Source organism: Ensifer sp. Root127, from assembly GCF_001425225.1.
GTDB classification, from domain to species: Bacteria; Pseudomonadota; Alphaproteobacteria; order Rhizobiales; family Rhizobiaceae; genus Ensifer; species Ensifer canadensis.
Window position 1 is genome coordinate 866,037 of record NZ_LMDX01000001.1, and the last position, 9,092, is coordinate 875,128.

Below are 9,092 nucleotides of genomic sequence, written 5' to 3' on the forward strand. Positions count from 1 at the left end.
CTCCGCCGTCATCCGCGCCAGTAGAGCACGCAGACGAGCGTGAACAGGCGGCGGGCGGTGTCGAAATCTAGCCGGATCTTGCCCGACAGGCGGTCCATCAGCGTCTGCGAGCCCTCGTTGTGGATGCCGCGGCGACCCATGTCGATCGCTTCGATCTGACTCGGCGTCGCCGAGCGGATCGCTTCGTAATAGCTCTCGCAGATCATGAAGTAGTCCTTCACGATCCGGCGAAACGGCGTCAGCGAGAGAATATGGGTGGCGACGTCAGATCCTTTCTCGGTGGAGATCGCAAAGACCAGCTTGGCGTCCATGAGAGAAAGGTTGAGCTTGTAGGGGCCGCCCGGGTGGCCGACCGGTTCGAACAGGTTTTCTTCGAGAAGGTCGAAGATCGCAACCGCGCGCTCATGCTCCACGTCGGGCGTCGAACGGCCGATCGTCTCGTCCAATACGACGTCGCAGAGGCGCTGGTTGCGGTCTGCCTTCATCCCGCATCCCCGAGATTGAGGCGAATGGCGACGGAGCGCGCATGAGCCTCAAGGCCTTCCGACCGCGCCAGCGCGATTGCTGCAGGGCCGAGGATGCGAAGCTGCTCCGCGTCGAGGCGCAGGATCGACGTGCGCTTCATGTAGTCGAGAACGCCGAGACCGGAGGAGAACCGCGCCGAGCGCGCCGTCGGCAGTACGTGGTTCGAGCCACCGACATAGTCACCGATGACTTCGGGCGTGTGGCGTCCGACAAAGATGGCGCCGGCATTGCGGATCTTGGCGACCATCGGCTCGGGATCGGCAAGCGCCAGCTCCAGATGCTCGGCGGCAATGCGGTTTGCAAGCGGTATGGCCTTTTCGAGGTCCGGCACCAGGATGATCGCGCCGAAATCGCGCCAGCTCGCCGATGCGGTCTCTGCGCGCGGCAGGGTTTTCAGCTGACGTTCGACCGCCGCTTCGACCGCCTCGCCGAAGGCCGCGTCATCCGTGATCAGGATCGACTGGGCGCCGACATCGTGCTCGGCCTGCGCCAGGAGGTCGGCGGCGATCCAGTCCGGATTGTTTTCGCGGTCGGCGATGACGAGCACCTCGGACGGGCCAGCAATCATGTCGATGCCGACGGTGCCGAAAACCTGGCGCTTGGCGGCGGCGACATAGGCATTGCCCGGGCCGACGACCTTTGCCACCGGCGCGACGGTCGCGGTGCCATAAGCAAGGGCGGCGATCGCCTGCGCGCCGCCAATACGGTAGATTTCCTCGACACCGGCCAGACGCGCAGCTGCCAGCACCGCCGGGTTGATCTTGCCGCCGTTTGCCGGCACGACCATGACGATGCGCTCGACGCCGGCGACCTTGGCCGGCAGCGCGTTCATCAGCACCGAGCTTGGGTAGCTCGCCGTGCCGCCAGGCACGTAAAGCCCGACGGCGTCGACCGCCGTCCAGCGCGAGCCGAGGCCGACGCCCATCGTATCCTCGTAGATATCGTCCTTCGGCCGCTGGCGGGCGTGGTGCGCCTCGATGCGGACGGCGGCAACCTTGAGCGCGCCCAGCACTTCCGGCTCAACGGCCTGGATCGCCGCATCGATTTCCTCGGCGCTGACGGCCATCGGGGTCGTTGCAAAGTCGATGCCGTCGAAGCGGGCGGAATATTCCGCCACCGCCTCGTCGCCGCGCAGGCGAACATCGTCGATGATCGCCTTGACCGCGGCGTTGACGTCCTCGGAAACTTCGCGCTTGGTGGTCAGGAATGCCGCGAACTGCTGTTCGAAGTTACCGTCGAGATAGTTCAGCCTGATTGCCAACGCAAAATGTCCTTGTGGTATGCCTGTGTCGCGGGTTTCAAACGCCTTCGGGATGCCGGGGCTTGAAAGCGGTTTCCCATGCTCCGCCGGTATCCGCAAGCTGCACCTCGATGCATTCCACATCAAGGGCGATCGAAGCTTCGCCGGCAAGCACCAGTTCGACGGCGCCTTCCGGCCCCTCGCCGGCGACCGTGAACGTCACCGCCAGCAGATCGAGCACGGCCTCGCCGTTGCGGCGGTCGAAGCCAAGCGAGCGCACGGCGCTCACCCGCTTGAACAGGAGCACGGCGCGCCGGCGCTCGAACGAACGCCGCTTGCCGTCGGCCATCTCCCAGACGAACCGGTTGACGATGAGCGAAAACTGCTTGCGGCGTGCGTCGTATTCCAGTCCGGAAACCTTGAACACGGCATCCTGGACGTGGGCGGAGACGACGGCCAGGTCCTCTTCATCGAGCGCCAGCAGCTTCAGACCATCCATGCGATCCATTCCTTTCGCTTTCGTCGCACATTTTGCGTGCCACAATTGAAATGGACATAGGACGTCGCGCCTGAAACCGCAACGGCATCAGGCGCGACGGCTAAAATCAGTCGCTGACACGCTCGACGTGAGCGCCGCAACGGGTGAGCTTTTCTTCCAGCCGCTCGAAACCGCGGTCGAGATGGTAGACGCGCGACACCATGGTTTCGCCTTCCGCCGCAAGACCGGCGATGACCAGCGACACCGAGGCGCGCAGGTCGGTCGCCATCACGGGGGCGCCCTTCAGCCGGCTGACGCCCTCGATCTTGGCCGTCTGGCCCGACAGCGAGATCTTGGCGCCGAGGCGCGCCAGTTCCTGCACGTGCATGAAACGGTTTTCGAAGATCGTCTCGGTGATGTGCGAAACGCCGTTCGACTTGGTCATCAGACCCATGAACTGCGCCTGCAGGTCGGTCGGGAATCCGGGGAACGGATCGGTGACGATATCGACCGGCTTGATGCCGGCGCCATTGCGCACGACGCGGATGCCGCTGTTGGTCGGCGTGATTTCAGCGCCGGCCCGGCGGATCGCCTCGAGTGCGGTGTCAAGCAGCGCCATATCCGTGTCTTCGAGGATGACGTCGCCGCCGGTCATGGCAACGGCCATGGCGTAGGTGCCGGTCTCGATACGGTCGGGCAGCACGCGGTGACGCGCGCCGGACAGCGAGCGCACGCCCTCGATGGTGATCGTCGCCGTGCCCTGGCCGGTGATCTTGGCGCCCATGGCGTTCAGGCAATTGGCTAGGTCGACGACTTCGGGCTCGCGCGCGGCGTTGCCGAGCACGGTGGTGCCGTTGGCGAGCGTCGCCGCCATCATCAGCACGTGGGTGGCACCGACGGAAACCTTCGGGAAGGTGTAGCGGGCACCGATCAGGCCACCTGCCGGCGCCGTCGCGTTAACGTAGCCGCTGTCGATCTCGATGTTGGCGCTCAGCGCCTGAAGACCCTCGATGAACAGATCGACCGGGCGCGTGCCGATGGCGCAACCGCCCGGCAGCGACACGCGGGCCTTGCCTTCGCGTGCGAGCAGCGGGCCAATGACCCAGAAGCTTGCGCGCATCTTCGACACCAGCTCATAAGGCGCGGTGGTGTCGACGATGTTGCGGCAGGTGAAATGGATCGTGCGGGCGTAGCTTTCGCCCTGGCGCTCGCGCCGGCCGTTGACCGAGATATCGACGCCATGGTTGCCGAGGATGCGGATCAGCTGCTCGACGTCGGCCAGATGCGGAACGTTTTCCAGCGTCAGCGTGTCATCGGTCAAAAGCGATGCGATCATCAGCGGCAGGGCCGCATTCTTCGCGCCGGAGATCGGGATGACCCCGTGAAGTTCATTCCCGCCTACAATCCTGATGCGATCCATGAGGCCTCTCGAACGGGCTTGGCCCGCCTTTCCAAAAAAATGAAGTGTGTCTGAAGGCGCCTCTTTAGTGGAGACGCCGCGAAATTAGAAGTGCCTTGAACGCAAGGCAGACGCCTGCATGCGTGGGGGAATGCCGAACGGCAGCCCCTCCCTCGTCGTACTAATCTTCGGATTCGTCCGTTTTTGCGGCAGGCAGACCAATCGCTTCGTCGGGGGCGCCGGAACGGCGCGCGCGCATCTGCTGTTTACGGCGCTGGAGATTGTCGCGAAGGGTCTTGGCAAGGCGCGCCTTTCTCAGATCCGACTCGGTCGTATCTTTCTTCTTGCGCGTCGGCGCAGTCGCCTGCTGCTCCTGCGGCGAAACCTCGCCCTTGGCGCTTTTCTTGTCGTCTGTTTGCATGGGCGATGCTTTAGCGCAAAAGCAGGGGCTTCGGAAGCCGAAACCGATTTTCTCACGGAACAACAGCGAAAACTTCGAAATGCGGCTTGCGCTCCCCGTCCAGCTATGGCAATAGGCGCCTCGCTTGATGCGGCTTGTCAACGAACCGGCCGCGAGATGCTGCTATAGCTCAGGGGTAGAGCACTCCCTTGGTAAGGGAGAGGCCGAGAGTTCAAATCTCTCTAGCAGCACCAGTTTTCCTTCTATTTTGCCTCAAAACCATGGCGCTATTCGCCACCGTTGCACCGCGATGAACACGCACATGTGCATAGCCGCTCAACCCGTCCAGACATGGGCGAACAAAGCCTTGCAATCGTCACATTCAGCTCCTATTTGGCGGAAATCGATATTGCTGACGAACTTTGTGTCGGCGCCCTAAGCGCGTGAGAGACGGACTTCCCTCTTCAAAATCGGTTATCCTGATCCGGAGGTTTTTTCCGGAAATGTCTATTACGAGCGATTGAAAGGGAATCGTCATGGCTACAGGCACAGTAAAGTGGTTCAACAGCACCAAGGGTTTCGGCTTCATCCAGCCTGACGACGGCAGCCCGGACGTGTTCGTTCACATTTCGGCCGTTCAGCGCGCAGGCCTTTCCGGCCTCAACGAAGGTCAGCAGATCAGCTACGAGCTGACGCGCGACCGCAAGACCGGCAAGTCTTCTGCAGACAACCTGCAGGCCAAGTAATTAGGCCAAGTCATTTTCGCGCGTCGTCGCCGGACGCAGATTTGCGGGCAGCGGCAGTGCAGCGAATGGGAAGGTCGGGTTCGCCCGGCCTTTTTTATTGCCCTGTTGTCACCGGCGACTGGATAATTCCACCTCAAACCGGCGACGCATCGAGGTGGAATTATGAAGCGATTTCTCGATGTTACGGCGTCGTCAGACGACCCTGTTTGATATTCCGCGCGGCAACGCTTCAATCCCAAAATGCGGGCGCGATCTCCAAGATCAGCTCGTCGCAATTTAAAGTCCAGTTGCCTCTCAGCGGTTATCGCCAACCGCTGGGCACTCTTGCGTGACCTGCTTGAGACAGGGAACGTTTCCCGCCAGCCTGCGTTACCAATTCAACGGCAACGACGTGGAGGTCTTGAAATGAAAGGCATCGTTCTCTGGCTCATGGGCGTACCCCTGATCGTCATCGTTCTGCTTTACATGTTCGTGTTCTGATGGGTCGCTCAGGAAACCTGAGGAGATCGCTCGATCGAAACGCTCAAGCGGAAGATTTAATTTGTAGTTGCAGACATCGAAAGATGCGCCTTAACGCAACCTTAAGATTCTGTCCCTAGATTTGACATCGCGATGATGGACAATCGCAACGCTTAAATCCCCTTTTGAAACCGGCTCGCGCCGGTTTCTTTTTGTCCAAACGACCGCCGTCAGACCTTGACGGCCTGCTCGACGAAATCCTCGCTCCCGAAGAACTTCAGATAGCGCTGCACCTCGGCCGCGTCGCCGGTCGCCTTGCGGGGGTTGTCCGACAGCTTGACCGCCGGCCGGCCATCAGCGTCGCTGACCTTGCAGACGATCGATATCGGATTGAGGCCCTTGATCTCCGTCGGCGCGCAATCGGCAAAGTCATTGGTGAGGTTCGTTCCCCAACCAAAGCTCATGCGCACGCGTCCCTCGAAATGCCTGTAGGTTTCGATGATCGTTTCGACATCGAGACCATCGGAGAAGATGAGCAGTTTTTCACGCGGGTCGCGCCCCATCTTCTTCCACCAGGCGAGAATTTTCTCGCCGCCTTCGATCGGCGGGGCGCTGTCCGGACGAAAGCCGGTCCAGTCCGCCACCCATGCCGGCGCATCGCGCAGGAACGCGGCCGTGCCGAAGGCATCGGGAAGCACGATCAAGAGATTGCCGCCGTAGAGCTGATTCCAGTCCTGCAGCACCTTATAGGGTGCGGCGGCGAGTTCGGCATCGGTGCGGGCAAGTGCAGCTGCCACCATCGGCAATTCATGCGCGTTGGTGCCGAGCGCCTCCAGGTCCGTATCCATCGCCAGAAGCACGTTGCTGGAGCCGGAGAAGGATGCACCGATGCCTTCCTTCAATGCCTCGACGCACCAGCGCTGCCACAGGAAGCTGTGGCGCCTTCGCGTGCCGAAATCCGAAATCCGCAGGTTGGGATACTGCCTGAGGCGCTCGACCTTCGACCACATCTTCGCCTTGGCACGGGCATAGAGCACATCGAGCGTGAAGGGGCCGAGCCCTTTCATGGCCGAGCGCGAGCGCAGCTCGTTGATGATCGCCAGCGCCGGGATCTCCCACATGGTGGTCTCGGCCCAGCGCCCACGGAAGGTCAGCTCGAACTGGCCGTCGCGTCGCGACAGCTCGTAATCCGGCAGGCGGAATTTTGCGAGCCAGGCGAGGAACTCCGGCGAGAAAATCTGCTTGCGACCGTAGAACGAGTTACCGGCAAGCCAGATCATCTCCTTCTTGGAGAACCGCAACTCGCGCGCATGATCGAGTTGCTCGCGCAGTTCATTTTCGTCGATCTCGTCGGCCAGGCGCACGGTCTTGGTCCGGTTGATCAGCGAGAAGGTCGCGTCTACATCCGGATAGAGCTGCCAGATCATCTGCAGCATCAAAAGCTTGTAGAAATCCGTGTCGAGCAGGCTGCGCACGATCGGGTCGAGCTTCCAGGCATGATTGTAGACGCGCCTGGCGATATCGGTCTTGGTCATCTTAGGAATTGCTCCTCTTACAGCGCAGCGCGTCTTATGAGACGCGCAAAGGTCGCTGTAGCACTTTGAATTGCTGCATGGCTAAAGCATACGCACGCCGGCTTGCCGCATGCGCGTGATCATGGCGGAGAGCGAACCGTTGAGATCGATACCCCTGGAGGCATCAAGCACGACGGAGGTTGAAAACCCCTGGGCCACGGCGTCGAGCGCGGAAAAGGCGACGCAGAAATCGGTCGCCAGGCCGCACAAGGTAACGCTGCCGATACCGCGATCCCTGAGGTAGCCAGTCAGCCCGGTCGGCGTGCGGCGATCATTCTCGAAGAAGGCGGAATAGCTGTCGATGCCGGTGCGAAAGCCCTTGCGGATCACCAGTTCGGCGCGTGTCCATTTCAGCGATGGGTGAAAGTCGGCGCCGGTACTGCCCTGAACACAATGGTCCGGCCAAAGCGTTTGCTCGCCATAGGACATCGTTACCGTCTCGAACGGCGCTTTTCCCGAATGGACGGATGCGAAGCTCGAATGGCCGACCGGATGCCAATCCTGCGTCAGCACCACATGCTCGAACCTCCCGATCAGATCGTTGACCGCAGGCACGATCTCATCGCCGCCGGAAACGGCAAGCGCTCCGCCCGGGCAAAAATCGTTTTGCACGTCGACGACGATCAACGCCTCACCAGCCATCGCTTTCCCCTTGAGCGGACCAATCCCTATCGATCACCAAAATCGATTTAAGTCCAAGATCAATCACAGAATTTGAGCGACGGCAACCTGCTTCGACACCCCACGGCACGATCCTTGACGCACATAGAAAAAGGGCGCTGACCACGGTCGGCGCCCTCTCAAGAACTGCAGCCTGAATTGGATCAGTTGCCGTTGAGGTTGTCGGCGATGGAGAAGCCGGAATTGGCAATGCCGACCGGCTGCGCCACGAAGTTCAGGAACTTCGAGAAGTCCACCGACGGATGACGCGAGGCATAGATCACGTCGCGATTCTTGATCGGGAAGGTCTGGCCGACGATCAGGCTGTCCGGCTTGCTCATGTCGAAGCGGTAGACGATCGGATAGCGCCCCTGGCTGTCCGTCTGCATGCCCTTGCGCAACATCTCGTTGAAGCGCTGCTGGCCGAGAAGGCTCATGACGACATCCGGCTCTTCGTAGCGGAAGATGAAGTAGCCCTTCATGTCGAGCGCATAGTCGGAACCGCCGCCGGCAAGTCCCATGGCTTCCAGCAGGTTGAGGTCGTTGGCGCCGAACTCGACGCGCTGGTTGGCCTTGACGGCGCCAAGGATAGTGAAGCGGCGCGGATCGCGCGCAACGAAGATCTGGTCTCCCGGCTTCACATGGATGTTTTCAGACGGGTTCTCGATGATCGACTTCAGGAGAACCGTGCCGGTCTTCTTGCCGCGCACCAGCGTGACATAGGTCTCGTAGGGCTGCGCCACGGGGCCGCCCGCCTTGGCGATGACCTCGTTGATCGTCTCGTCGACGAGGCTGAGCGGGACGACTGCGGACTTGCCGACAGCGCCCGAAACGGTGACGTTGCGCGAGGCGGTGCTCATGCTCGTGACGATGACATCAGGCTCGACCGCCTTCTGCTTCAGCGCTTCCAGGATTTCCTGGCGCGCCTGTTCCAGCGTCAGGCCGGCAAATCGGACCGAGCCGACATAGGGGATGGCTGCCTTGCCGTCCGGCTGGACGACGAGGTCGATGCTTGTCTGTTTGGAGTCCTGCGTCGAGAACAGACCGTCGCTGCCGGCCTCGAAGATCGATACTTTCAGAGCGTCGCCAACACCGATGACGACCCGGCCCACACCGCCGCCGATACCGAACCGGCGGTTGAGCGTCGACGACACGTAGTCGGAAACAAGGCGTGCGGACTGACCGGTCACATCGACGATATCAAATACGGTGGCGTTCTTTCGACCGATTTCGGCGCCGGATTGGCCGGCATCCGCAACAATGGCCCCGGCCAGCGGCCCCTCGCCCGGAACAGCCTGACATCCCGCAAGCGCGGTAGAAAGCAGAAGGGCAGCTACACGTTTCAACTAAGACACTCCGAATTCGGCACAGCCATGATTCTGTTCATAGTTCTGCACCGCATGATCTCCCGGTCGGGAATCCGCCGGTCTCTGAAAAGCACAATAGCCGTCTCACAACAAGTCACTTGCAGACGAAGACGAGCAAAATAATTGGCCCTGCGCCTTTCCGGTCATACCTCCTACACCTTGACGGGTTTGCGGCCCGATTTGTCTTGGATGAAGGTTCTGGGCATGTATATGTTAGGCCATTGGACTTGAAAGCTAGGTACTT

Annotated in this window: 9 protein-coding genes and 1 tRNA gene; 2 read left to right on the forward strand and 8 right to left on the reverse strand. The window is 61.1% G+C overall.

Annotation, left to right across the window (positions count from 1 at the left end; all coding sequences use genetic code 11):
* Nucleotides 1-8: 8 nt before the first annotated feature.
* The 5 genes from ASD03_RS04115 to ASD03_RS04135 form a co-directional block, all read right to left on the reverse strand.
* The gene (locus tag ASD03_RS04115) at nt 9-485 is read right to left on the reverse strand and encodes a UPF0262 family protein (RefSeq protein WP_025425876.1); all 477 of its coding nucleotides are present in this window, start codon (nt 483-485) and stop codon (nt 9-11) included.
* Entirely contained in the window at nt 482-1,786 is a 1,305-nt protein-coding gene (hisD, locus tag ASD03_RS04120) for a histidinol dehydrogenase (protein ID WP_025425875.1), read from the reverse strand. Before hisD ends, ASD03_RS04115 begins: the two co-directional genes overlap by 4 nt.
* A gap of 37 nt (nt 1,787-1,823) precedes the next feature.
* Nucleotides 1,824-2,264 (reverse strand): DUF2948 family protein, encoded by a 441-nt coding sequence (locus ASD03_RS04125; protein ID WP_025425874.1) that lies wholly within the window; start codon nt 2,262-2,264, stop codon nt 1,824-1,826.
* Between the two features lie 106 nt (nt 2,265-2,370).
* Nucleotides 2,371-3,663 (reverse strand): UDP-N-acetylglucosamine 1-carboxyvinyltransferase, encoded by a 1,293-nt coding sequence (gene murA / locus ASD03_RS04130; RefSeq protein WP_025425873.1) that lies wholly within the window; start codon nt 3,661-3,663, stop codon nt 2,371-2,373.
* Between the two features lie 160 nt (nt 3,664-3,823).
* Nucleotides 3,824-4,126, reverse strand: a complete 303-nt coding sequence (locus tag ASD03_RS04135) for a hypothetical protein (RefSeq protein WP_225906202.1) — start codon at nt 4,124-4,126, stop codon at nt 3,824-3,826.
* Nucleotides 4,127-4,221: 95 nt separating this feature from the next.
* Here ASD03_RS04135 and ASD03_RS04140 point away from each other — a divergent pair.
* Both ASD03_RS04140 and ASD03_RS04145 read left to right on the forward strand, forming a co-directional pair.
* Nucleotides 4,222-4,296, forward strand: a tRNA-Thr gene (locus ASD03_RS04140).
* Between the two features lie 282 nt (nt 4,297-4,578).
* Complete coding sequence (locus ASD03_RS04145) at nt 4,579-4,788, forward strand: cold-shock protein (RefSeq protein ID WP_025425871.1); 210 nt, start codon at nt 4,579-4,581, stop codon at nt 4,786-4,788.
* A gap of 689 nt (nt 4,789-5,477) precedes the next feature.
* Here ASD03_RS04145 and pncB read toward each other — a convergent pair.
* From pncB to ASD03_RS04160, 3 genes are all read right to left on the reverse strand, one after another.
* Nucleotides 5,478-6,782: a nicotinate phosphoribosyltransferase gene (gene pncB, locus ASD03_RS04150; RefSeq protein ID WP_025425870.1), complete on the reverse strand. Its 1,305-nt coding sequence runs from the start codon at nt 6,780-6,782 to the stop codon at nt 5,478-5,480.
* Nucleotides 6,783-6,863: 81 nt separating this feature from the next.
* Nucleotides 6,864-7,463, reverse strand: a complete 600-nt coding sequence (pncA, locus tag ASD03_RS04155) for a bifunctional nicotinamidase/pyrazinamidase (RefSeq protein ID WP_025425869.1) — start codon at nt 7,461-7,463, stop codon at nt 6,864-6,866.
* Between the two features lie 182 nt (nt 7,464-7,645).
* A complete protein-coding gene (locus ASD03_RS04160; RefSeq protein WP_025425868.1) occupies nt 7,646-8,827 on the reverse strand; it encodes a polysaccharide biosynthesis/export family protein in 1,182 nt (393 codons plus the stop codon).
* Between the last annotated feature and the right edge of the window lie 265 nt (nt 8,828-9,092).

Excerpts from the sequence above, each read along its gene's own strand:
- pncA (WP_025425869.1), bottom strand. The coding sequence starts at position 7,463 with ATGGCTGGTGAGGCGTTGATCGTCGTCGACGTGCAAAACGATTTTTGC.
- ASD03_RS04125 (WP_025425874.1), bottom strand. The coding sequence starts at position 2,264 with ATGGATGGTCTGAAGCTGCTGGCGCTCGATGAAGAGGACCTGGCCGTC.
- murA (WP_025425873.1), bottom strand. The coding sequence starts at position 3,663 with ATGGATCGCATCAGGATTGTAGGCGGGAATGAACTTCACGGGGTCATC.
- ASD03_RS04115 (WP_025425876.1), bottom strand. The coding sequence starts at position 485 with ATGAAGGCAGACCGCAACCAGCGCCTCTGCGACGTCGTATTGGACGAG.
- ASD03_RS04145 (WP_025425871.1), top strand. The coding sequence starts at position 4,579 with ATGGCTACAGGCACAGTAAAGTGGTTCAACAGCACCAAGGGTTTCGGC.
- pncB (WP_025425870.1), bottom strand. The coding sequence starts at position 6,782 with ATGACCAAGACCGATATCGCCAGGCGCGTCTACAATCATGCCTGGAAG.